The organism is Paenibacillus rhizoplanae, assembly GCF_042684125.1.
Taxonomy (GTDB): Bacteria; Bacillota; Bacilli; order Paenibacillales; family Paenibacillaceae; genus Paenibacillus_AQ; species Paenibacillus_AQ rhizoplanae.
On record NZ_JBHUKY010000016.1, the window covers coordinates 30634 to 52987 of the forward strand.

At 53.5% G+C, this 22354-nt stretch carries 23 protein-coding genes; 5 read left to right on the forward strand and 18 right to left on the reverse strand.

Features of this window, described 5'->3' with window-relative positions; all coding sequences use genetic code 11:
• Positions 1-63 precede the first annotated feature (63 nt).
• The 3 genes from ACFSX3_RS06265 (at position 64) to ACFSX3_RS06275 (ending at position 2933) form a co-directional block, all read left to right on the forward strand.
• Entirely contained in the window at positions 64-918 is an 855-nt protein-coding gene (locus ACFSX3_RS06265; RefSeq protein ID WP_209993795.1) for a helix-turn-helix domain-containing protein, read from the forward strand.
• Positions 919-1075: 157 nt separating this feature from the next.
• Positions 1076-1672, forward strand: coding sequence for a sigma-70 family RNA polymerase sigma factor (locus ACFSX3_RS06270; protein ID WP_209993796.1), 597 nt, complete (start codon positions 1076-1078; stop codon positions 1670-1672).
• Positions 1611-2933, forward strand: coding sequence for a DUF4179 domain-containing protein (locus tag ACFSX3_RS06275; RefSeq protein ID WP_209993797.1), 1323 nt, complete (start codon positions 1611-1613; stop codon positions 2931-2933). The genes ACFSX3_RS06270 and ACFSX3_RS06275 overlap by 62 nt, the downstream gene beginning before the upstream one ends.
• A 514-nt stretch (positions 2934-3447) precedes the next feature.
• On the opposite strand, the gene ACFSX3_RS06280 is transcribed toward ACFSX3_RS06275, so the two are convergent.
• The 4 genes from ACFSX3_RS06280 to ACFSX3_RS06295 all read right to left on the reverse strand — a co-directional run bounded on the left by ACFSX3_RS06280 (position 3448) and on the right by ACFSX3_RS06295 (position 7778).
• The gene (locus ACFSX3_RS06280) at positions 3448-4410 is read right to left on the reverse strand and encodes a glycoside hydrolase family 43 protein (protein WP_209993798.1); all 963 of its coding nucleotides are present in this window, start codon (positions 4408-4410) and stop codon (positions 3448-3450) included.
• Positions 4411-4438: 28 nt separating this feature from the next.
• Complete coding sequence (locus tag ACFSX3_RS06285; RefSeq protein WP_379257276.1) at positions 4439-5275, reverse strand: carbohydrate ABC transporter permease; 837 nt, start codon at positions 5273-5275, stop codon at positions 4439-4441.
• 24 nt (positions 5276-5299) lie between these two features.
• Positions 5300-6190: a carbohydrate ABC transporter permease gene (locus tag ACFSX3_RS06290; RefSeq protein WP_209993799.1), complete on the reverse strand. Its 891-nt coding sequence runs from the start codon at positions 6188-6190 to the stop codon at positions 5300-5302.
• A 190-nt stretch (positions 6191-6380) separates the two neighbouring features.
• Complete coding sequence (locus tag ACFSX3_RS06295) at positions 6381-7778, reverse strand: ABC transporter substrate-binding protein (RefSeq protein ID WP_339223177.1); 1398 nt, start codon at positions 7776-7778, stop codon at positions 6381-6383.
• 461 nt (positions 7779-8239) lie between these two features.
• On the opposite strand from ACFSX3_RS06295, the gene ACFSX3_RS06300 reads away from it, so the two are divergent.
• Positions 8240-9199 (forward strand): ArsR/SmtB family transcription factor, encoded by a 960-nt coding sequence (locus ACFSX3_RS06300; RefSeq protein WP_209993800.1) that lies wholly within the window; start codon positions 8240-8242, stop codon positions 9197-9199.
• A 118-nt stretch (positions 9200-9317) separates the two neighbouring features.
• Positions 9318-9476, forward strand: coding sequence for a hypothetical protein (locus tag ACFSX3_RS06305; RefSeq protein ID WP_036697952.1), 159 nt, complete (start codon positions 9318-9320; stop codon positions 9474-9476).
• A gap of 611 nt (positions 9477-10087) precedes the next feature.
• Here ACFSX3_RS06305 and ACFSX3_RS06310 read toward each other — a convergent pair.
• The 14 genes from ACFSX3_RS06310 to spoVAD form a co-directional block, all read right to left on the reverse strand.
• Positions 10088-10858, reverse strand: a complete 771-nt coding sequence (locus ACFSX3_RS06310) for a class I SAM-dependent DNA methyltransferase (RefSeq protein ID WP_209993864.1) — start codon at positions 10856-10858, stop codon at positions 10088-10090.
• A gap of 22 nt (positions 10859-10880) precedes the next feature.
• Positions 10881-11804: a CvfB family protein gene (locus ACFSX3_RS06315; protein ID WP_209993801.1), complete on the reverse strand. Its 924-nt coding sequence runs from the start codon at positions 11802-11804 to the stop codon at positions 10881-10883.
• Positions 11801-12148, reverse strand: a complete 348-nt coding sequence (gene rsfS / locus ACFSX3_RS06320; protein ID WP_209993802.1) for a ribosome silencing factor — start codon at positions 12146-12148, stop codon at positions 11801-11803. The genes ACFSX3_RS06315 and rsfS overlap by 4 nt, the downstream gene beginning before the upstream one ends.
• Positions 12145-12723, reverse strand: a complete 579-nt coding sequence (gene yqeK, locus ACFSX3_RS06325; protein WP_209993803.1) for a bis(5'-nucleosyl)-tetraphosphatase (symmetrical) YqeK — start codon at positions 12721-12723, stop codon at positions 12145-12147. Before yqeK ends, rsfS begins: the two co-directional genes overlap by 4 nt.
• Positions 12707-13297, reverse strand: coding sequence for a nicotinate-nucleotide adenylyltransferase (locus ACFSX3_RS06330; RefSeq protein WP_209993804.1), 591 nt, complete (start codon positions 13295-13297; stop codon positions 12707-12709). Before ACFSX3_RS06330 ends, yqeK begins: the two co-directional genes overlap by 17 nt.
• Before the next feature lie 12 nt (positions 13298-13309).
• Positions 13310-13603 carry a ribosome assembly RNA-binding protein YhbY gene (gene yhbY, locus ACFSX3_RS06335; protein ID WP_036697934.1) on the reverse strand — a complete coding sequence of 98 codons (294 nt, stop codon included), beginning with the start codon at positions 13601-13603 and terminating at the stop codon, positions 13310-13312.
• 51 nt (positions 13604-13654) lie between these two features.
• Positions 13655-14533 carry a shikimate dehydrogenase gene (gene aroE, locus ACFSX3_RS06340; RefSeq protein ID WP_209993805.1) on the reverse strand — a complete coding sequence of 293 codons (879 nt, stop codon included), beginning with the start codon at positions 14531-14533 and terminating at the stop codon, positions 13655-13657.
• A 20-nt stretch (positions 14534-14553) separates the two neighbouring features.
• The gene (gene yqeH, locus ACFSX3_RS06345; RefSeq protein WP_209993865.1) at positions 14554-15675 is read right to left on the reverse strand and encodes a ribosome biogenesis GTPase YqeH; all 1122 of its coding nucleotides are present in this window, start codon (positions 15673-15675) and stop codon (positions 14554-14556) included.
• 8 nt (positions 15676-15683) lie between these two features.
• The gene (locus ACFSX3_RS06350; RefSeq protein ID WP_209993806.1) at positions 15684-16208 is read right to left on the reverse strand and encodes a YqeG family HAD IIIA-type phosphatase; all 525 of its coding nucleotides are present in this window, start codon (positions 16206-16208) and stop codon (positions 15684-15686) included.
• Between the two features lie 94 nt (positions 16209-16302).
• The gene (locus ACFSX3_RS06355; protein WP_209993807.1) at positions 16303-18546 is read right to left on the reverse strand and encodes a transglutaminase TgpA family protein; all 2244 of its coding nucleotides are present in this window, start codon (positions 18544-18546) and stop codon (positions 16303-16305) included.
• Positions 18543-19793, reverse strand: a complete 1251-nt coding sequence (locus ACFSX3_RS06360; protein ID WP_209993808.1) for a DUF58 domain-containing protein — start codon at positions 19791-19793, stop codon at positions 18543-18545. The genes ACFSX3_RS06355 and ACFSX3_RS06360 overlap by 4 nt, the downstream gene beginning before the upstream one ends.
• Before the next feature lies 1 nt (position 19794).
• The gene (locus tag ACFSX3_RS06365; protein WP_209993809.1) at positions 19795-20751 is read right to left on the reverse strand and encodes an AAA family ATPase; all 957 of its coding nucleotides are present in this window, start codon (positions 20749-20751) and stop codon (positions 19795-19797) included.
• Positions 20752-20972: 221 nt separating this feature from the next.
• Complete coding sequence (gene spoVAE / locus ACFSX3_RS06370) at positions 20973-21323, reverse strand: stage V sporulation protein AE (protein WP_209993810.1); 351 nt, start codon at positions 21321-21323, stop codon at positions 20973-20975.
• On the reverse strand, positions 21320-22354 hold the full coding sequence (gene spoVAD / locus ACFSX3_RS06375) for a stage V sporulation protein AD (protein WP_209993811.1): 1035 nt from the start codon (positions 22352-22354) through the stop codon (positions 21320-21322). Before spoVAD ends, spoVAE begins: the two co-directional genes overlap by 4 nt.

Below are 22354 nucleotides of genomic sequence, written 5' to 3' on the forward strand. Positions count from 1 at the left end.
AGATAGCCCTTATTTGATATTGTAATAGGATAAGACTATTTTCACACCGAGGGAGATTATAACATGACTGCATTCAAGCTGCTGGTAGATAAGCCGGTACATCTGGAGATGACCGGTAAATTCGTGGCCCCCTCGGCAGAGTGGATTCACTTAAGCCGGATTTTGCAGGATTATGAGCTGATTGTTATGACCGAAGGTGTGCTCTACCTGGCGGGTGACAACCAGCAGTTCGTCGTCTCCAAGGGCGAGTTCCTGCTCCTGCCTCCGCTTACCAGACAATACGGGTACAAGTCTTCAGACTGTAGCTTCTATTGGCTGCATTTTCACGCCGCGAACAGCAGTCAGACTGCGGGCTCCCCTCCGTTAACCGGCGGCAAGGAAGAATATGTAATTCACTTGCCTCAATATGGAAGCCTGCGGAATGTGGAGAAAATCATCGTGATGATGAAGCAGCTCCAGGATTCGGTGCGGAGCTATGATCAGACGGCGCTCAATAACTATATGTCTACCGTTATTCTGTGCGAGCTGTACAGCCAGACCCTTCCAACCGATGCTGATCCGTTCAAAAGAACCAAGCAGGAGCAGCTCTATAACGATATTGTGGACTACATCAAATGGAGCCGCAGCGAGCATATTAAGGTATCCCAGATCGCCGCCTATTTCGGCTATAACGAGAAGTATCTCTCCCATCTGTTCACCGTCATCTCCGGGATCTCCCTGAAGCAATATATTCTGCAGCAGAAGATGGAGCTGGCGAAATTCCTGCTGACCGACACCAACCAGAACGTCAGTGAAGTCTCATTGCAGCTAGGGTATAAGGATTGCCATAACTTCATGAAATCGTTCAAAAAAATTGTCGGCCTCACCCCCACCGAGTTCCGCAACGCTTATGCCAAGCGTCTGCTGTTCTACGAATGAGCGTGAGAGCATGCGTCAGGTCCTGCCTCTTCTTCGCTCCCTCCACAGCCCTTCCAGAGACTAACGATTTCTCTGGAATAGGCTGTGGATATTTTTTTGAGAGCATAATGAACTTTCCGGGCTGCTACGCACTCTTATCTGTGAAAGGGGTGAGCACATGAATATAAGCCGTCTTGTCAGAGCCGCACAGCGTGGCAACAAAGAAGCATTATTAGAACTAATCCTAGCCGAACAGGACGCTTATTATCGTCTTGCCTATAGCTACATGAGGAATGAGCATGACGCGATGGATGTGATGGAGGATATGATCGTCACGCTCTATGAGAAGCTTGCGCAACTGAAGAAGAGCGAGGCCTTCTACAGCTGGAGCAAAACCATTCTGGTCAACCGCTGCAAAACCGTCCTCCGCAACCAGAACCGGTTCGTTCCCCTGGAGGAGGACGAGGCGCCGGAGCCTGCAATGGAGGCATGGACTGCAGATAACCCGTACCGCTATACCGAGTCCGAAATGGATCTGTCCGTCCTGCTCGCGCATCTGAATCCCCGGCAGAGGGAAGCGATTGAGCTGCGTTATGTCCACGATCTGCCGTATCAGACCATTGCCGATATTACCGAAGCACCGGTCGGCACGATCAAATCCAGAATTTCGCAGGGGATACAGAAACTAAAAGCTATGATTGGAGGTGACCGTTATGAGAACGATCGAGGAGAGATTGCAGGAGCATCAGCAGACCATGACGCCGTCAGAACTTGAAGGCAGATTGCGGAAGGCGCTGGAGCAGGCTCCGGTTAGACGGCCGAGATCCCGGATTAGAAGAGCAAGAACATGGGTCGCCGCTTCGGCTGCGGCACTCCTGCTGACTGTAGGCGTGTATCAATATCCTGCCTTAGCTTATTACGGCGGGAAGCTGTTCAGTCAGACTGAGCTGAATACGATGGCCTTTTCTGAATTGGCGGACCACGGATACGGACAAAGCGTCAACAAAAGCAAAACTTTAGGTGACGGAACGGTGATTACCATTAACGGGGTAATTGCAGACGACAACGCCCTGACGATGTATTACAGCATTGATCCGGCTTCGGGCAGTATATATACCGGCGACTTCCCTGACGGCAACTATTCACTCCGTTACGGAGTAGATAAACTGGAAGGGTTCATGACGGATTCAGATCCCCTGGGGGGGAGCGGCGGCAGCAAGGACAGTAGCCGCTTCGAGGGAGTATACAAATTCGAGCCGGCCAGCCCCTTCTCCAGAACATTGACCGTTACCTTCAGCGAGCTGCTGGAGAACGGGAAAGTGGCACACTATCCTGTCTCCTTCAAATATGACCCGAACCTTGCCATGAAAAGCCTGCTCGTCGCAGATATTGACCAGGCTGTACCGGTGGATCAGGGAACCGTCTACTATGACACGATTACGGCTTCTCCTACGTCAACCATCGTAAAGGGACATTATAAGATGGATAATGGCGAAAATCCAAGATTCTCTGCTGTAACCAAACTGTATGTGAATGGGATAGAAATGAATTTCAGGTCTATGCGGGGTACGAATTCCAGCAAAAAGGGAGCCCCGGAATTTATAATTGAATACGATGTGTTGCCGACAGACAAGCTGCAGAGTGTTGAACTTGTACTGGATAATTTCAGCGGATATCAGAACGTAGAAGAGCCGATCTCGATGGCCTCACCCTCAGACCACTCCGTTACGGTCGGCCTGGAGAAACTATGGATTCGCAGTGTCACCAGGACTGCTGACGGTTATGATATCGTGATCGCCGGGAGACAATTCACTATGCTGGATAAGGATACTTTGGCTGTTCAAGCCGGAGGTGCCGCCGTTCCCGTCACTTCGATATCCGATTCCCGCCCGTGGGATCTCAAGAACGGCAATATCCTGTGGGAACGCACATATTCCTTCCAGACCACAGAGAAGCCGGAATTCCTGGAGATGGACGGCTTCCACTATATTAAGTTCTATAGACAGACTGTTCCGGTTCCTGTAGGGGGCAAATAAGGGCGTTTGCGCAGAATAAAGTACTGGCGACCAGCCAGCATGGCAATCCTGCACGGAATACAACAATGCGGCTCATTAGACGTGATCAATGCCAGCATCCTGCACAAATTGCAACAATGCGGTTCAATAGAAGCGGCCTATGTGAAAATCCTGCACTAATTGCAACAATGTAGCCCAAACTAGCACCGAATCGATGAAATTCCTGCAATAAGTGCAACAATGTGCCTCAGCCAGTAACAAGTGTAGAAAATTCCTGCAATAAGTGCAACAATGCGGCTCAATAGGAGCTGCCAGCGCGGAAATCCTGTAACTGCAACCGCAAGGTCCAGTTACAGCCCCTCTGTTCCTATATCCTATTGCCGCAGCTCAGCACCAAAAAGTCCCGCTCCCCCAGAGGGTTGCGGGACTTTTTGCATTTCACTCTATGCAGCCGTTAACCAACCCTCGGAGCGGCCTTCAACGGAACTCCGCAGTGCTGCGTGCTATCCTACTCTCTTCCCGACTGAACTCTGCCCTACTTCACGCCATCCCTCACCGGCACCCCGAAATCCGGCGTACCATCCGCGTTCCAGCGCAGGCGCTGGGCACGGGTGTGGCGGTTCGGGTCGTAGAGCGGGTCTCCGGTAATCTCCTTATAGTTGCGGGCATGGTAGATCAGCACATCTTCGCCGTTCTCGTCCACTGTGAAGCTGTTATGACCCGGGCCGTACTGCCCGTTCTCCTCACTGGTCTGGAACATCGGCTCTGGATGCTTAGTCCAGGATGCAGCGTCCAGTAGATCGCTGTCCTCGTCTGCGGTAAGCAGTCCCAGGCAATAGTTGTGATCGGTGGCGCTGGCCGAGAAGCTCATGAAGATCCGGCCGCCCCGCTTTAGCACCGCAGCGCCTTCGTTTACCTTGAAGCCGATGACCTCCCAAGGATACTCCGGTGTTGAGATCATCGTCTGCGGACCCTTAAGTGTCCAGCCGTTCTCCATGGCTGAGATATACAGGTTGGAATTTCCGTCAATCTCAGGGTCCTTTTGCGCCCATACATAGTAGTGCACGCCCCTATGCTCGAAGGTTGTAGCGTCCAGGGCGAAGGATTCCCAGGCGGTTCTCACCTGCCCCTTCTCCGTCCACTCTCCTTCCAGCGGGTTCGCTGAAGTATTCTCCAGAGCGTACATCCGGTGGTCGAATAGCCCTTCCTTTGTCTCCGTAGTCCGGGCCGCCGCGAAGTATATGTACCATTTACCATCGATGTAATGAATTTCGGGTGCCCAGATATTGGCGCTGAGCGGGCCGCTCTCATATTTGCGCCAGGCGACTACCGGCTGTGCTTCCCGAAGCCCCTCAATCGTTAACGCTCTGCGTACTTCAATCCGGTCATATTCCGGCACAGAAGCAGTGAAATAGTAATAGCTGTCGGTATGCTTGTATACCCAGGGATCTGCGCGCTGTTCGACAAGCGGGTTAGTGTACTCTCTATTTGTATTCATTATGGTTTCTCCTTTGGTCTTGTCTCTGTTAGCCCTTCACTCCGGAGATGGCAACAGATTCAATAATTTGCTTTTGGAAAACAAGGAAGATAATCAGCATCGGCAGCAGGGCAATAATCGAAGCCGCCATAATCAGCGGATAGTCCGTTTGGATCGCATAGGTCGCATTGAAGTTGGCGATAACCAGCTGGAGGGTCTGCTTCTCCGGTGAATTCAGATAGATAATCGGAGACAGGTAGTCGTTCCAGATGCCCATGAACCACAGGATCAGCTGAGCAGCCACCGCCGGCTTGATCAGCGGGAAGGTGATCGAGCTGTACAGGCGGAAATACGAGCTTCCGTCTATTTTGGCCGCTTCGATAATGGCATTCGGCACACTGCTCAGGTATTGCCGCAGGAAGAAGATCATCACGATATTGCCGAACAGGCCAGGAACGATCAGCGGCAGCAGCGTGTCAATCCAGCCCAGCTTCGAGAACATGAAGAACTGCGGAATCATGACTGCCGGATACGGAATCATCAGGGATGAGAGCATCAGCAGGAATATTTTATTTTTACCCGGAAACCGTAATTTGGAGAAGGAAAACGCCGCCAGACTGGAGGTGAACGTACCTACGACCGTTACCGTGACGGCGATAATCAAGCTGTTCTTGATCCCGCTCAGCAGCGGCCCCGCCTCCCAGATCTCACTGTATTTATCGAAATGGAACGGCCGGGGAATCCACACCGGAGGCAGGGCGAACACATCCTGCTTATCCTTGAATGAGGTGGACAGCATCCAGAGCAGCGGGCCGATCATGAACACCGCGCCGATTAAAAGTAGAACAAAGATAATGCTATGGGTAACTCTTCTTCTGCTCGTCATATTTATGGTCTCCTCCCTCTTCAGTTAATCGACATCGAACGATTGCTTCTCGTTCATTCGGAATTGGATAAGAGTCACAACAAATATGAACACGCCGAGGAATACCGCCATAGCAGAGGCATAACCCATCTGGAAGTTGCCGAAGGCTTTTTGCCAAATGTAGAATACCACGGAGGCCGAAGCATATTCGGGTCCGCCTGTAGGGGTCATAATGTTCATCTCGGTAAAAATTTGCGATCCTCCAATAATGTTGGTCACGATGATGAAAAACGTTACCGGGCGCACCATCGGCCAGGTGATATGCCAGAAGGACTGGAAGCCATTCGCTCCATCCAGCTCCGCCGCTTCATAATAAGATCTGGAGACACTCTGCAGCGCCGCCAGATAGAGCAGCATCGTATAACCGAGGCCCTTCCATACCGCCATAATGATCAGCGCCGGCTTGACCGTATATTTATTCGCCATCCAGTTCGGCCCGCTGATTCCGAACAGATCGAGGAACTGGTTGACGAGACCATAATCACCGTTATAGGCCCAGTTCCACATGATCGATACTGCGGCCAGAGAAGAAATGACCGGAACATAATAGATGACCCGGAACGCGGTAGTCCCGGGCACCCCCCGGTTAAGTCCAAGCGCCAGCAGCAGCGCCAGCGTAATGCCGATCGGAATGCCAAGCATCATGAACAAGGTATTGAATAAGGCCTTATGGAACAGCTCATCCGACCACAGATCCGTGAAGTTGCCGAGGCCGATGAAGTTCATCTGGCCGAGTCCATCCCAGTCCGTGAATGATCCATAGATCGAATAAATCATCGGGTACAGCGTAAAGATCAGCAGTCCCAGCAGCGGAGGCAGGATAAACAGAAATCCGTAAATTTTCTCCTTGCGATACAGACCCAACTTAGCGTTCATTAGAATCACCTCAAATTCGGATAGTCTATAACTTTCCCCACAAAGTGATGCATCAGCTCCGATGAGTATTCAGATACTTTGCGGGGTCCCCAAAATATATACAAGTTCATCTCAGAATAAAGTGATGCCGGCCCGCTGTTACAGGAGACCGAGCATCACTTTGTATGCTAGATAAGAACGATGTTACAGCTTATTTCTTGGATTTCGCCTCTTGCTCGACCGCTTTATCCAGCAGCTTCTGCATCTTCGGCTGTTCCGCCTTCACATACTCCTCCGGGGTAACCTTGCCGTCAAGCACCGGCTGGATGTCCGTGTAGAACAGGTTATACCATTCAGCATTGTACGTGTAATGGCCAGGCAGCACCCGTCCGTATTCATTCACGACCTGGAGGAATTCTTCTTTATTCGCCGGTTTGGTCGTAGTATCAGCGGCCCATTCCTTAGCCATATCCATCAGGTTCGGGATTTGCACCTTAGCCTTCACCAGCGCTTCCATTCCCTCCTTGGAGGCCGTCAGATAGTTGATCAGATCCACGGCTTCATCGGGATGCTTGGTTTTGGCGGAAGCACCGATACCGAGTGAGCCGGTCCATGTAGCGGATTTGCCGGTGGAGCCGGCAGGATAAGGAATCAGGTCATAATCGAAAGGCAGCTTTTCGTAAGTGCTCATATCCCACGGACCTACAGGGAAGAAGGCCATTTCACCTTTCATCCAGCGCTGGTAGGTATCTAGCGTCTGAGCTTGTTCCGTGGACGGCGTAATGCCGTATTTAAGCTGCATATCAGTGAAAAATTGCAGGGCTTCGATAAACTTCGGATCATCAATCGTAACCTTGGTCTTGGTCGCATCCAGCCAGTCCGCCCCGTTGCTCCAGACGAAGGAAGGCAAGGCCCACTGCACGTTGAAGCCTGCGCCGAATTGATCCAGCTTACCGTCTCCGTCCTTGTCAATGGTCAGCTGCTGAGCGACTTTGATGAATTCATCCCAGGTGTAAGGTTTGTCTTTGTCCGGCAGCGGGATACCCGCAGCTTCGAACATGGCCTTGTTATAACCGAGCGCAAAAGGGCCTACATCCTTAGGCATCCCGTACAAATTACCTTGCCCGGCCATCGTGCCGTCGTAACGGTACAGATCCACGCCGTATTTCCAGATGTTATTCAAATCAATATTAGGATTCTTCTCTACATAGCTGGTCAGGTCCAGCAGCACGCCGCTGTTCACATAAGCCTTCAGGTCACCGGATTCAAAATAGAATACGTCCGGAACGCTGTTCCCCGTAATAGAGGCCTTCAGCTTAGTGGCATATTGATCTGCCGCAGTTACAACCATCTTAACCTTGACGTTCGGATGATCGGCTTCATATTTTTTTACAACACCTTCATAGGCCTTCTGCTCATCGGTTCCCCCGCGGAACATGAACGTGAGATTCTTGGTTTCCTTGGAATCCTTGCTGCCGGCATTCGCCGTAGCTTTGCTTCCGCTATTGCCTCCGGACGATGCATTGTTCTTCCCGCCGCAGCCTGTAAGTACAACCGATACCATCAGAACCAACGACAGCAGTGTGAACCAGCCCTTTTTCTTTAACACTGTAACCCCTCCTAGGATTTGCTGAGCAATTCGCTTGATACAATCTATATAGAAGAACTAGGGAACCTCACCGGCTCTGTTAGTTCAAGCTACCGCATGATGTACTATGTTTCACACTTTAATCAAATAATTGAGAAACAATTGAATGTATTCGCTTACAGGTATAAAATATCATATATAAAGTTCAGTGTAAATATAAAAGTATAAACCTTTTTATATTTGTTCAAACTAAATGATGTTTATTGTCTTTTTACTGAAAAAAATCATTTATTATTGACTTAATGGCGCATTAAGTATTCATACTTATATAAAATAAACAGCCTTCAACTTTAACTTTTAGCTTAAATTTAATTGTTTTCCACGAATAAAGGCAGAATACTTTCCTTTTAGGGTTGATTAGTTTATAATTTTATAAAATAGTTTTGATTCTCATGACCTCAGTGGAAGAAGGTACCCTAAATATGATTTATATCAAAGATCTGATGAGCGGGATTGATATCTTCAAGGCGCTCAGCTCGGAAATCCGCATCCAGATTCTTGAGCTGCTGGCGACCAATCAGGCCCTGAATCTCAATGAAATTGCCAAGAAGCTCAATCTCAGCAACGGGGCTATTACGATGCATATCAAGAAGCTGGAGGAGAGCGGCTTAATTGAGATTAATACTGCCGTAGGCAAGCACGGAATTCAGAAGGTCTGCTATCTGAATAAAGATAAGCTGATGGTGGATCTGCGCAGCAAAGATGTGGATAATCTGTACGAGGTCGAGATTCAGGTGGGCCATTACAGTAATTATCAGGCTGTTCCGACCTGCGGTCTGGCTACCAAGGACAGCATCATCGGCGATTTTGACGAGCCGCGTTACTTCGCCGATCCCCAGCGGATCGATTCCGAAATCATCTGGATGGCCGAAGGCTTCCTGGAGTACCGCATCCCTAACTATCTCAAAGCCAACCAGACCTTCCGGGAAATCCAGTTCTCCATGGAGATTGGCTCCGAGGCTCCCGGGTTCAGCGACAATTACCCGTCGGATCTGTACTTCTATGTGAACGGAATTGAGATCGGCTTCTGGACCAGCCCCGGAGATTTCGGCGATGTGCGCGGCACCTTCAACCCCGACTGGTGGCCTCCCCACCTCAACCAGTACGGCATGCTGAAGCTGATCCGCATCAATCAGGAGGGCAGCTTCATTGATGGCTGCCGCATCTCCGATATCACCTTGAACGACATTAAGCTGGATTACCGAAGCGAGCTGACTTTCCGTATTGCCGTCACGGACAAGCCGGTCAACAAGCGCGGCTTGACCATTTACGGCAAGCACTTCGGCAATTACAGCCAGGATCTGCTGGCGCGTGTACTCTACAATGTGCATGAGGTCGAAGACCCTACCGGCCGGGCAACCACCGCGGGAGTGGCAGATTGACCGTTTAGGACGTGCAGCCGCTTCCCTGCCGCCGCTGACATAAACTCGAAGTATAATTGTCCCTTCTGTAACCCACACTAACGAATGTCTTTCAAACTACCGTGAGGGAGTGTTTCGAATGCGTGAAGGGTTAATACCAGCCGTACTAGGGACCGTAGTTACTGCTTCGAGTGCAGCTTTTCTGGGGAGCAGATATAAGATCGCGGCAACCGGCATTCTTGGATTTGGTCTGGCGCATATTGTACTCGGCACCATCGATTTGTTCGAACACCGGTAAGCATACTTGGAAGATGGCCGGACCGTATCCTTCGGATAGGGTCCGGTTTGCTATGTCATGCAAGCCGAAGCGGTTACTCACCTCGCGCCTGCCGATTGTATGCTGTTTTCCACATACATTTGGTCCATGTACCTCAGCAGTGCCGATTGTATTCGGTTTTTCACATACATTTGGTCCACGCGCCTCAGTTGCGCCGATTGTATGCTGTTTTCCGCATACATTTCAGGCTGGTCGTGCACAGTTCAAAGAACGAATAAGGTCCTTACCCCATCCGGGTAAGGACCTCCATATAACCCAAATTCACATAAGAAGCCTAAAGAATTTAACGAAAAGCTAAAAGGAACGAAGGGAAAATTCGGAACTTCTGCTGTCGTCAACAGATTTCAACTGCTATAAGCGGTTGTATAAGAAGCACTTGATAAATAAACGAAAAGCAAAAAGGAACGGAGGGGAAATTTGGAACTGCAGGAGCGGTAGCGACCGCCTTTGTCGCCGGATTTCTACCACGAACAGTGGTTTAAATCAAGAAATCTGGTGACAACAGCGGCCGAAAGTCCAAATGTTCACCGCAGTGACGATTACGCTTCAAGTTCAAGTTCTCTGTAGCAGCTTCATTTCACAGCCACATAGAACAGCCGCTGCGCCGAATCATCCGCCGCCACCCACTTGAAGTCCGCATACACCGACACCTCGCTGAATCCGGCGGCAAGCAGCTCCTGCTTCATCCACTCCGGGTCATAGGCACGCTGGGTATGAGTCTCCTCGAACCGCCGGTACGTGTCTGAGCGGCCCTCCTCGCGGGCAAAGATGGACAGGTGATGCTCAATCTCCCGGCGCGGCTCATCCAGCTCACAGGTCCAGATATAGGAGATGTCCGTCTCATCCAGCACAAAAGGCTGCTCTTCCTCATAGCGGATCAGCGTGTTCGGATGATGCACATCGAACAGGAAGGTCCCGCCTGGCTTCAGTCCGTCATACGTACTGGAGAACACAGACCGGATGTCCTGCTCCTCCAGCACATAATTCAGGCAGTCGCAGAAGGAGATGACGGCATCTACCGGCTCCGGCAGCTCCCATTCCTTCATGTTCTGCTGAACCCACTGCACACTGCCCTCCCGCAAAAAGCGCCGTCCCTGCGGCTGCTGCTCCAGCTTACGCTGGGCAACGGACAGCATGTCCGAAGAAAGATCAATCCCCGTCATGTGATACCCTGCCCCCGCCAGCGGAATCGTCAGGCTGCCGGTACCGCAGCCGAGTTCGGCTACCGTGCGCGGCTTGCCGTATTTGCCCCATGCCGTCTCGGCAAAGGCCAGCCAATCCGGATACGGCATATCCGCCATAAGCGCATCGTATACATAAGCAAATTTGCCATAGGAAGACACTGCGTACACCGCTTTCTCTATACTATTGGTTGTCAGAATCGCTGTCCGGTCCGGCCTGCTCCTCTTCGCGGGCAGCCAGATAGGTCCAGTTCTCCTTCTGGACAATCAGCCCTTCCTTCATCAGCTTGCCGAGCGCACGCTTGAACGCTGATTTGCTGATGCCGAAGCGCTGCTTGATAACATCGGGAGGCGTAGCATCCGAATACGGCATTCCGCCGCCCGGACGGGAAGCCAGGAAATCAAGCAGAGCCGCCGAATCCACATCACGGCCCACTTCCTTGCGGTGGCCCATGCTGAGGTTGACGCGGCCATCCTCACGGATATGCGCCACGCGCGCTTCAATCACTTCGCCCAGACGCAACAAGCGGGCGCGTTCAGAGGAGTGGACCATACCGATGATGCCGAAGCCGAGCACACCGGCGTCTACAAGCACGAAGGTGCCCATCTGCAGCGGCTTGTACACCCGGGCGGTGACACTCTGCCCCTGCCAGGACTCCGGTGCAGGCAAGGCCAGCGGCGCGAGCTCCTGCTCTCCGGCCAGTTTGGCACGGAGACGTCCTTGCTTGTCATGCTCCATGATTGCGAAGACCTTGTCTCCAATCTGCGGACGCAGCTCCACTAGCTCAGGAAGCTCACTGAGCGGCAGCAACAGCTGCCGTCCAAGCCCCATCTCCAGGAAGCAGCCCAGCCGCGGATGGATATCCGCCACCTCAAGCAGCGCCATCTCGCCAAGCGTCAGATACGGCTTTTTCATCGTAGCCGCAGGACGGTCCTCGGTATCGAAGAACAGGAATACCTCCACCTTGTCGCCGATCTTCGGCTTGCTGCCCACAAGCTCGGTGTAATGAAGCATGATATCCTGGTCGCCTGCGCTCAGGAAGTACCCGTAAGGGGATACCTCCCGCATCACTTCAAGCGTAACCGTAGTTCCTGCAATCAGACTCATACCGTCTCCACGACCTTGGCATCCGACCACAGACGCTCAATATTGTAATATTCGCGTTCATCGCGGTGGAAGACATGGACAATCACATCGCCAAGGTCCATCAGTACCCAGCGTGCCGCATCCATCCCCTCAATGCCTTTGATCATTCCGCCAGCTTCATGAACTACCTTGCGCACCTCAGTGGCAATCGCCTGAACCTGAGTATCGGAATTACCGTGGCAGATGATGAAATAATCGCTGATCGGCGACACACTGCGCAGATCAAGGGCCACCACGTTCATTGCTTTTTTATCCTGAACGGCGTTCAACGCCAGCTCAAACAGCTTGTTTGATTGTACACTCATATTTTATCCTCCAATGTTCTTACTAAATCGTTGCGCGCCAGTACCGTAAGCGGAAATACGATCCGGCGCTTCTCCAGCAGCAGGCCGATGGTGGAATCCAGTCCTGCAATCAGCCCTTCCTCCAGGCTGACCTTCGATAGCCTGCGGATCTCCTCCACACCAGGGAAGTCCCGTCCAGGCTCAATATAATCAGCCAGACAGACGATCCGCTCCAGCAGGCTCATGTTCTCCCGGCCCGAGGTATGATAACGGATCGCGTCCAGCACCTCAGTATCCTGAATGCCATAATCATGCTCGGCGGTATAAGCACCAACTTCGGCATGCCATAGCTGCTTGTCATATTTCAAAAGCTCGGCGGATAATCCATTCTGTTCAATGATCTCCCGCATCCGTTCTACCGGCCAATATTTGGCCACATCATGCAGGATGGCTGCGGTCTCTGCCCGCTGCGGGTCAGCGCCATAACGCTGCGCCAGCTTCACAGCGGACTCCATCACACCGAGTGTATGCTTCCAGCGTTTGTCCGGCATCTGGCCGGATACCGCCTCAATCAGCGCTTCACGGCTGTACTCCATACAATCCACTCCTTTGAACATATTCATACACAGCATCAGGCACCATATAGCGGATCGACTTTCCTTCGGCGGCCCGGGCTCTGAGCATGGTAGAGGAGAGATCGACCAGCGGCATATCCGCCAGCAGCACTCTATCGGCAATGAACTCCGGCAGCAGTCCCAGATCCAGCGGAGTGCCCGGACGTCCGACACCGATGAAGGTCAACCGCTTCACCAGCTCTTCGATCCCCTGCCACTTGGGCAGATACTGAACCATATCCGCACCCACGATGAAAAAGAACTCATGCTGCGGATATTCCTCCTGCAGACTGATTACCGTCTCCAGCGTATAGGATACTCCGCCCCGCACGATTTCCCAGTCGAGAATGCCAAAGGAAGGGTGATTCTTCACCGCTCCCTCCACCATTGCCAGCCGCTCTTCACCGGTTGCCCCGGCCTCATGCTTATGAGGCGGGATATGCGAAGGCATGAACCAGACCTCCTGCAGACCGTAGCTCTCGCGCGCCGTCTCTGCGGCCATCATATGACCGATATGCAGAGGATCGAAGGTACCTCCCATTATGCCTACTCTCAAGAGGTCAACCTCCTATCTGGGAAGCTCAATCGTTTTGTTGTCGCGTGATTCCTTGTACAGAACGATAGTCTTGCCGATAACCTGAACAAGCTCCGAACCGGACTGCTCGGCAAGCGCGGCACCAATTTCCTTGGGATCATCAGCGTTGTTATTCAGTACACTGATCTTCATCAGCTCGCGTTTCTCAATAGCTTCTTCAATGTGACGGATCAGATGATCGTTTACGCCGCCTTTGCCAACCTGAAATACAGCATCCAGATGATGGGCCAAAGAGCGCAGATAACGTTTTTGTTTGCCTGTTAACATAAATGTGAAAACTCCTTAATTAACATATATTATTACCCTTTTCAGTGAAAATCATTTGCCCGGCACCTGGCCGAGACAATCTGCAATAGTCTGCCGCATAATCGCTGTGGGAGCTTCAAGTCCCGTCCAGTACTCCAGGGCGTAAGCGCCCTGGTATACGAACATGCCCAGCCCGCCGTGAACGGTGCAGCCGCGCTTCAGGCTCTCTGTAAGCAGCCGGGTATGCAGCGGATTATAGATCAGATCGCTGACAATCATCCCTTCATGCAGCCCGGCCGGATCGATCGGCATGTCCTCCATATGCGGATACATACCTACCGATGTCGTATTGATTACGATATCCATGCTGCCAAGCACGCCGGGAACGACATCCATCCCTGCCCCTGCTATGCTGCCCCGGCTGCTGAAGCTATCTGCCAGCTGACAGGCCCGTTCCTCATTACGGTTCGCAATCAGGACCAATGCCGGCTGCTCCTTCAGCAGCGCCGAGACAATCCCTCTGGCCGCACCGCCGGCTCCAATCACCAGAATACGGGTGCCGGTGAGATCCGGCGCAGCCTCAGCTTTGAGCGAGCGGACATATCCGATGCCGTCCGTATTGAAGCCGGTCAGGATACCCTTGTCATTGACGATGGTATTGACTGCGCCGACATCCACCGCACTTGAATCGAGCCGGTCCAGATACTCCATCACGGCAACCTTATGCGGAATCGTTACATTCACGCCCCGGAAGCCAAGGGTCCGTATTGCCTGCACCGCATCGCCCAGCTTGTCCGGCGTGATGTGCAGCGGCACATACGCGCCGGAGAGACCGAGCGCCTGGAGCGCCGCCCCTTGCATCAGCGGGGATTTGGACTGGGCAATCGGGTCACCCATCACGCCCAGCAGAAGCTCCCCGTGACTCTGCGTGTTCCTGCCTGTCTCAGTCATGTCGCCCTCCTCCTGTACAATTAGATCAGCGAAGGACGGGTAAGTACCTTGACGCCGCGCGGTACATGGACAGCGATGACCGCCCCGGCTGTACCATTCACCTTGATCCAGCCCAGGCCGGAGATGAACAGGTCCGTCTCACTATTCCTGGCAATGCGGAATTCATGGCGCTGCCACTTCGGCAGCTTGTCCATGTCGGCAGTTGCCGGCGGAGACAACATTTCGCCCCGGTGGTCCTGATACAGGGAATCTGCACGCTCCAGCTTCGTGCGGTGAATCTTCAGGGTCCCGCTGATGAAGCAGGTGAAGGACTGGCGTTCTCCCTGGACGAAGTCGAAGCGTCCCAATCCGCCGAAGAACAGCGACTGGCCTTCATTCAGCTGGTAGACCGCAGGTTTGAGCGGATTCTCGGGCATCACTGCAGCCAGATCCTTACGCTCGACCAGCTCGCTATACCGCCACGGGTACACGATTCCCGGCGTATCAATGATGGAATGGCCGTCATCCAGCGGAATTTTGACCATATCGAGGGTCGTACCCGGATAACGGGAGGTCGTCAGCTCCTCTTCCAGGTCACTGTAATCGGAGATCAGCCGGTTAATCAAGGTGGACTTGCCTACGTTGGTAGCCCCAACGACATAGACATCACGTTGTCCGCGCAGCTCCGTAACCACTTCCAGCAGACGGTCGAAGCCCTGATTGCGCTTCGCGCTGACCAGAACTATCTCCGCCGTGCGCAGTCCCTCTTCCTTGCAGCGCTGCTGCATCCAGTTACGCAGCCGGTTCCAATTGGTCACCTTCGGCAGCAGATCGATCTTGTTCACCGCCAGAATGACCTGATTATTGCCGACAAACCGCTGCAGACCGGAAATCAGACTGCCTTCGAAATCGAACAGATCCACAATATGGATCACCAGTGCATTTTTCTCCCCTACTCCGCTGAGCAGCTTCAGGAATTCATCCTGATTCACCGATACGGAAGAGGCTTCATTGTAATTCTTGATCCGGAAGCAGCGCTGGCAGATCACCGGCTCCCGTTCAAAGGCAACCTCCGGGATATAGCCGGGAAGCTCCTTGTCCACGCTCTGGAGCTTAATGCCGCAGCCGCTGCATTTCTCAGGCCGCCCTGTTTCATCGTTCATTGCATTCATTAAGATTTATCCTCCTCTTGCCACAATCCTTGCTTCCGCAGACGGGTCAAGGCAATCTGCTCCACTCTGCGGTTAATTCTTGTACCTATGCCTTCATCCTTGACGGAGATCGGCAGGACGAGTACCGTGAACAATCCCAGCCGGTTGCCGCCGTATACATCAGTGAGCATCTGGTCGCCGACAACAATCGTCTGCTCCGGCCCCAGCTCCATCAGCTTCATAGCCCGCAGGAACGGTGAATTGCTGGGCTTCTTGGCCTGATGTACGAATTCAATATTCAACGGGGTCGCAAAACGCGATACCCGGTCCATATTGTTGTTGGACACGATCACTAGCTTGAAGCCCAGCTCCTTCACCTTCGCGAACCAGAGCAGCAGCTCAGGAGTAGCCAGCGGCGCCTTGGCGCCGACCAGCGTATTATCCAGATCCGTAATGATTCCGCGGTACCCCCGGCGATACAGCTCTTCCAGACCGATATCAAACACCGTGTTTACCCGGAGCTTGGGGACTAATCTTTCAAACAATACCTTCACCTCATTTTCATACAGGAAACTTGTAACCCGGCTCTATAGGACTGCCAAAATCCAGGGTCCGGCAGCATTACATCACCCAGGAGCATTACTTGCCGGACTTCATGCTTTTTCGCAGCCGCAAAGCTTCAGTATACACGCTGTGCCAGTCTTTGTCTTCAATAACCTCAGGGCTGTAATTGGCCCGCTCGAACATCTTCAGCAGTGCAGCAAGGCTGCCCGCTGATTCCGGGCGTTCCACGCTCCACCGTGCTACGGATTCGCGCAAGGTTTCATGCTCTTTCTTCAGCATACCCTTCCTGCGCATATACCTTACCCAGCGCTCCGTTTCTATGACAACTTTTTGCGCCGGAGTGGGCTGGCCGCCGAGGCTCATACGGGTGAACAGGAAGCGCAGGCTCAGCCGGCGCTGCCAGATGAGGAATAGGGTCCAGAGCAGGAGTACAGCCGCTGCTCCAGCCACTGCCCAGGTGCCGGGATGGAATCCGGAAGAGTTGTCCGTCTGGCCCGATGCCGCCGGTTCAAGCTCCTCCGGCTCCTCTTCCTGAACTTCAGGCTGGTCCGGATTATCCTGCTCACTCTGCGTCAGCACCGGAACATCGAAGCCGGGCGTTGCCTCTACAGGTACCCATCCGTAATCGCCGAAATAGATTTCGGCCCAGGAGTGGGCGTCCGCATTGGTAATCGTGTAGTTGTTATTCACATAACCGGCAGCGCCCTGCTGAAGCATTACGCTATCCGGAATCTCGGCCTGCTCCCCGGGAGCATACCCCTTCACCCAACGGGCCGGTATATCCAGTGACCTCGCCATAGTGACAAGCGCCGTGGAATAGTAATCGCAGTATCCCTCCTTAATCTCAAACAGGAAGCTCTCGACCATGTCCTTGCTTCTGGCCCGTGAGGTATCCGGCTGATTCGTATAAGGGAACGATGCTTGCAGATATTGCTGCAGCAGGATCGTCTTCTCGTAAGGAGTCTGCGCTCTCGCCGTAATCTCCTTGGCCAGCGCGCTCACCCGCTCAGGATAGTTATCCGGGAGCTGAAGATACTGCGGGTCGATATTCTTGTTGCTGTAGAGCTGCTCGAAGGTCTGCATGCTCAGTTCCTTAAGGGGAACCACCGGCACCTCCGAGGTTACCACATAGGTCTGCGGGTAAGCTCTTGTTTTGCCTCCGGGATTCCACAGCAGTTCACTGTCTTCACTCCGCCAGGACAAGCCGCTGCTCTTTTCCTGCCCGTCCACCGAGTCTACCCCCGAGATCGAATAGCCGCCGAACAGAACCGGATAGCTGTTCCCTCCGAGCAGCTTGACGGTCTGCTTGAGCGTACGGGTCTCCGTCTTGGAGGCGGCAGCACGTTCCAGCGGCTCGCCCACCTCCACCTCGTTATGCCTTCCCCGGCCGGAGGTATCATCATCTGTCCAGCCTTTGCCCGAATACACGCTGCGGATCTCGCCGCGCATATAGGTGCGCAGATCGGAGGTCACTTGCATGACCGGCGAATAATCGAAGTTGAAGCCCCCGCCCAGATTGTCATCGTTCAGGCTGTAGCCCGAGGTCGTCCCGTTCGCCGCTGACCCGCCGCTTGCGCTGTCCCCGTTACCGGAGGAGGGTCTGGACGAGACGGAGTTACCGTTCCACTTTTGCCAGGCGGTATACGGGTCGGTTAAGGTTGGACGCACGCCCGGCATATTCACCCCGGCAAGGATGACCAATGAGAAAATGATCGCTATATTCAAGGCAACCTTCATCGGATACCTCAGCATATAGGTCCAGCCCCGCGGATAATGCAGCTGGAAATTCCTCAGATGCTGTGTGACCAGCCAGCCCATACCGGCAAAGACCGTCCAGGCTACCTCCTGCCACATTACCGCTGTCGTGAACGAATCCAGCGCGGCGAAGGCCGTGATATTCATCGCGATGAACATCAGAATCCGCACCTTGCCGTTCACCCACCAGGCGGACACAAGCAGCAGCGCCCAGGCCCCCAGCGCAAACCAGATGTACGGAATCATCGAGACCGCAATCCCGGGCAAACGGTCAAGAAATGACGGCAGCAGCGGATCAGGAATGTAGATTCCGTAACTGATAATAACGTTGTAGATAATAAATAGGACTGCCGCGCCTTCCAGCAAAATGCGGTACACTCTTTTGAACGGAAAAATGATTTCAATAGTTGTTACGGCCAGCAGGGTAAGCGCCACAGCTAAGGTTGTCTCTTGCAGCCAGAAGGGCACCGTATAGGACACCCACTGCATAGCGATAATGCTCACCCATAGCAGCGTCAGCCCGTGATGCCATGAGGATCGGATTGCCTGAAACCAGTGCTTCATCGGACAGAATCACCTCCTAGTACCGCAGGAAGCTCCTGAAGTGTGCTGATGCTATGTCCGGTAACTCCATGCGAGTGCAGAATATTCTGCCACTCTCCGGCCCGGTACTTCCCGGAAGGATGAAGAACATGAATGTGGGAAGGGGTCATCCCCCGGTTCTCCGCCCAGTGCAGCGTATCCAGCACCACTCTGCCGCTCTGCGGACTAATCAGTACGAAATACGATCCCTTGGGGAACATCCGCTGGACACTCTCCAGTCTGTTAATCAGCGGCCCCTTGCCTTCTGCGTTGATGTCAATCAAATACTGAATCATCTTCTGCCGCTCGGCATTGCCTTCCGCCGGACTGAACACCTTATTATGCTTATCCAGACAGCACATTCCAATGCCGATCCGCTCCCGGATGCCAAAGCCGAGTAGGGAAGCGGTAATCGAGACCGCCAGCTCGAATTGTGCGGAGTTATAATAGCCGCTGGAGGTACCGTCCAGCACCAGAATGGTTCTGGGAACGGATTCATGCTCGAATTCCTTTGACTTCCATTCGCCGGTCTTCGCCGTAGCATTCCAGTGAATGCGCGTCAGCCGGTCGCCATAGACATAATCACGGACACCGTTGATCTGCGTGGTCTCGCGCCGGGATTGAAGCAGCGATACCTGCGGCCCGGACAGGCGCGCCTTGCGCTCATACAGCTGCCAGCGCGGCACCACGACCGCCCTGGGCATAACCCGGAACTGGCCTTCTGCCTTGAAGGTTCCTTTGTGCTCCATCAGACCGAAGATATCCTCGCTGAGAATATCCGTATTCTCAAAAGAATAACGGCCCCGCTCCAGCAGCGGCGTCTGGAACAGCAGCTCGCCCCGTCCGCCCATGTTCGGAATCAGGCTCTCCTCGAACACCCAGGACTCTCCGTTATGGCGCTTCAGAATTTCCCTTACGATCACGTAGGGCAAAGGCAGAAATCCCGGAATCGTCACGTCCAGCTTCACTTTTAGATAACCCCCGGCGTAAAGGAGATCCGGCTTGTCCTGTTCCGAGTAGAAGCTGCGTGAGCCTCTGGCCCGCCGGACCCCTTCAAGACCGCCAATGAACAGATACAGAATAAGCACAGAGACCATGATGAACAGCATGAACGAGGTTTTGCCGCCCTGAAACAGCACGTAGAAGAGTGTGATGACCCAAATCGCCAGAACCCCCATGAACTTCCTCAGCTGAACCGCAGCGGCAGCCCGCGTAAGTAAGGCCCTCATCTTATTGCCTCATGGTTACAGGCACGTTAATGCTCTGAAGCAGCTTCTGGAGCAGGGAGTCCATGCTGACATTGTCCAGGCGTGATTCCGGCCGCAGCAGAATACGGTGTCCCAGCGCATACGGGGTCAGGGTCTTCACATCATCAGGCAGCACATAATCCCGTTCCTGTAGAAAAGCGTAGGCCTTGCAGGCCATCATGAATGATAACGATGCCCGGGGGCTTGCGCCCAGCAGCACCAGCGGATGCACCCGCGTCTGGCGGACCACATCCAGCAGGTAGTTCAGCACCGGTTCGCTGATGAACACATCGCGAATCTCCTCCTGAATGGCAGCAATCGTCTCCATGCTGGTTACAGGAGACAGCCTGTCCACCGGCTGGCCCTGCTGATGGGTTAGCAGCAGGTTCTTCTCGGTATCGGCATCCGGGTAGCCCAGGCTGATCCGCAGCATGAAGCGGTCCAGCTGCGCTTCGGGAAGGGTATAGGTTCCCTCGAAATCTATCGGATTCTGGGTCGCGCAGAGCATGAACGGATGCGGAAGGGGATAGGTCTCTCCATCGACCGTAACATTGCGTTCTTCCATTACCTCAAGGAGCGCGGACTGGGTCTTGGTGGTCGCCCGGTTGATCTCATCGGCCAGCAGAATATTGGTCATCACCGGCCCCGGACGGAAGTGGAACATCTCATCACGCGGATGATAGACGGATACGCCGGTAATATCACTCGGAAGAATATCCGGGTTACACTGGATGCGCCGGTATTCACCGGACATCGAGCGGGAGAGCGCGCGGATCAGCTGGGTTTTGCCAGTCCCCGGAACATCCTCAATCAGGACATGTCCGCCTGCTAACAGAGCCGTCAGCAGCAGTTCTATTTCAAAGCTTTTACCGAGAATACAGGATTCCAGATTAGTGCGGACAGCGTTCATAATTTGCGTGGATTCTTGACGTACGGGCATGTATGTTAAACCCTCCTATATCAGAATAAGCAGTAATATATACATTTTACATGATAGGAGTACCGAAAGTACATGTTAGGCCAAGTGAATTTGTAGAGCCGCATGCCAGATTTGTTCAAAAGAAACCCGCATCAGGCGGCGTAACCCTTCTTCATATAAAAAGGGACCGCCATAGGCGATCCCTGAATTAACATATCTATTGACGATCCTTCCACCGTCACTTATCCCTTCGGCCGGACCACCAGCGCCGCCAGGAAGGAGAAGACAATCGCCGAGGAAATGCCGGCGCTGGTCACATCGAAGATCCCGGTGACGACGCCGACCCAGCCATCGCGCTCCAGCTCAGTCAGCGCGCCATGGACCAGGGAATTGCCGAAGCTGGTAATGGGCACGCTGGCCCCGGCTCCGGCGAATTTCACCAGCGGGTCGTAGATGCCAAAAGCGTCGGCAACCGCTCCCAGCACAACCAGCGTACTCATGGTATGGGCCGGAGTCAGCGCAAGCACATCGAACATCAGCTGGCCGATTACGCATATTGCTCCCCCGACCAGAAAAGCCCATAAATAAATCATGCTCTCTCACCTCCGCTCTCCAAGGCTACCGCATGGGCTACGCACGGAATACTCTCCCCTTGTTGATAAGACAACGGGGAGAGCAGCGCCCCGGTCGCCACGATCAGTACGCGCTTCAATTCCCCCTTCTTTAGTCGGCCCATAATATGCCCATAGGTTACTGTGGCTGAGCAGCCGCAGCCGCTTCCCCCGGCAATAACATACTTCTGCTTGTCCAGGTCATAGATCATCAGCCCGCAGTCATTGAAGACCGTCTCCTCCATCGGGATGCCTTCCTTGGCCAGCAGCTCCTTGGCAATCGGCAAGCCGACCGAAGCCAGATCACCTGTAACTATCAGATCATAGTGGCCCGGTGACAGCCCTGTATCCCGGAAATGCGCCGTAATAGTGTCGGCAGCCGCCGGAGCCATGGCGGTTCCCATATTGAACGGATCTTTCAGCCCCAGATCCATGATCCGACCAAGCGTAGCGTACACCACATGCGGCCCCTGCACCGTCCCGTCGTTCATACCTACCACCGCGCAGCCGGAGCCTGTAACGGTATACTGAGCAGTGGGCGGCTTCTGCGAGCCATACTCTGTAGGGTAGCGGAACTGCTTCTCGACCGTACAGTTGTGGCTGGATGTTCCGGCCAGTACATACTTGCCGCCACCGGAATCCACAATCATCGAGGCAATAGCGAGGCTCTCCATTGAGGTGGAGCAGGCGCCGAACACACCCAGATACGGCACGCCGAGCTTGCGCGCGGCGAAGGAGCTGCTGATGATCTGATTCATCAGATCCCCGCCGACGAAGAACTCCAGCTTCTCCTGCTCCAGATTCGCATTTATCAAGGCGAGCTTGGCGGCTTTTTCAAATAGGGCACGTTCTGCCTTCTCCCATGTCTTCTCGCCCATCTCAAGCGAATCATAAATGAAGTCGAAGCTTGAGGCCAGCGGCCCTTCTCCCTCTTCGGGTCCCACCACAGCGGAGGTCCCGAGGATCACCGGACGGTTTGTAAATTCCCAGGTCTGACTGCCGAGCTGCTTCAT

Coding starts and splice junctions, on each gene's coding strand:
- yqeK (WP_209993803.1), bottom strand. CDS start 12,723: ATGGAGTACAGCCGTGAAGCGCTGATTGAGGCGGTATCCGGCCAGATG.
- ACFSX3_RS06365 (WP_209993809.1), bottom strand. CDS start 20,751: ATGCCCGTACGTCAAGAATCCACGCAAATTATGAACGCTGTCCGCACT.
- ACFSX3_RS06300 (WP_209993800.1), top strand. CDS start 8,240: ATGATTTATATCAAAGATCTGATGAGCGGGATTGATATCTTCAAGGCG.
- ACFSX3_RS06265 (WP_209993795.1), top strand. CDS start 64: ATGACTGCATTCAAGCTGCTGGTAGATAAGCCGGTACATCTGGAGATG.
- rsfS (WP_209993802.1), bottom strand. CDS start 12,148: ATGAGTGTACAATCAAACAAGCTGTTTGAGCTGGCGTTGAACGCCGTT.
- yhbY (WP_036697934.1), bottom strand. CDS start 13,603: ATGTTAACAGGCAAACAAAAACGTTATCTGCGCTCTTTGGCCCATCAT.
- ACFSX3_RS06305 (WP_036697952.1), top strand. CDS start 9,318: ATGCGTGAAGGGTTAATACCAGCCGTACTAGGGACCGTAGTTACTGCT.
- ACFSX3_RS06315 (WP_209993801.1), bottom strand. CDS start 11,804: ATGAGTCTGATTGCAGGAACTACGGTTACGCTTGAAGTGATGCGGGAG.
- ACFSX3_RS06285 (WP_379257276.1), bottom strand. CDS start 5,275: ATGACGAGCAGAAGAAGAGTTACCCATAGCATTATCTTTGTTCTACTT.
- spoVAE (WP_209993810.1), bottom strand. CDS start 21,323: ATGATTTATTTATGGGCTTTTCTGGTCGGGGGAGCAATATGCGTAATC.
- ACFSX3_RS06275 (WP_209993797.1), top strand. CDS start 1,611: ATGAGAACGATCGAGGAGAGATTGCAGGAGCATCAGCAGACCATGACG.
- ACFSX3_RS06360 (WP_209993808.1), bottom strand. CDS start 19,793: ATGAGGGCCTTACTTACGCGGGCTGCCGCTGCGGTTCAGCTGAGGAAG.
- ACFSX3_RS06355 (WP_209993807.1), bottom strand. CDS start 18,546: ATGAAGCACTGGTTTCAGGCAATCCGATCCTCATGGCATCACGGGCTG.
- ACFSX3_RS06270 (WP_209993796.1), top strand. CDS start 1,076: ATGAATATAAGCCGTCTTGTCAGAGCCGCACAGCGTGGCAACAAAGAA.
- aroE (WP_209993805.1), bottom strand. CDS start 14,533: ATGACTGAGACAGGCAGGAACACGCAGAGTCACGGGGAGCTTCTGCTG.
- spoVAD (WP_209993811.1), bottom strand. CDS start 22,354: ATGAAGCAGCTCGGCAGTCAGACCTGGGAATTTACAAACCGTCCGGTG.
- ACFSX3_RS06280 (WP_209993798.1), bottom strand. CDS start 4,410: ATGAATACAAATAGAGAGTACACTAACCCGCTTGTCGAACAGCGCGCA.
- yqeH (WP_209993865.1), bottom strand. CDS start 15,675: ATGAACGATGAAACAGGGCGGCCTGAGAAATGCAGCGGCTGCGGCATT.
- ACFSX3_RS06290 (WP_209993799.1), bottom strand. CDS start 6,190: ATGAACGCTAAGTTGGGTCTGTATCGCAAGGAGAAAATTTACGGATTT.